The organism is Leifsonia sp. HAY1-4F, from assembly GCF_056755275.1.
The window spans coordinates 1-240 of the sequence record NZ_JBNDHX010000569.1 but is presented as its reverse complement, the minus strand read 5'-3'; the positions used below and the strand labels follow the sequence as shown (position 1 = coordinate 240).

At 55.0% G+C, this 240-nt stretch carries 1 protein-coding gene; it reads left to right on the top strand.

The window, feature by feature from the left end; genetic code table 11:
- Nucleotides 1–185: hypothetical protein (locus tag ACPYOG_RS20525; RefSeq protein WP_481295913.1), on the top strand; the 185-nt coding region annotated here is incomplete at its 5' end.
- Between the last annotated feature and the right edge of the window lie 55 nt (nucleotides 186–240).

Sequence of the window (240 nt, the reverse complement as noted above, 5' to 3'; positions counted from 1 at the left end):
GTGTAGAAGGTGTGTGGAAGCCTGTGGACAAGAAGGAAGTTTCTGCAGACATGTCCCGTCTGACCAGGCGTTTTACTTTCCCCACCCTGTGGGTAGAAAGTTCCTTGAACCCGGTGTTCAACCTTGGCTCGCGGTGCCGCCGACCTGTGTACAGAACGGGGGAAAAGTCGCTTAACGAGGTGTAGCGGGGGGTTTTTGCCCCTCCCTCCACCTTTCTTTTCTTGCGCATCCTTTTCGGTG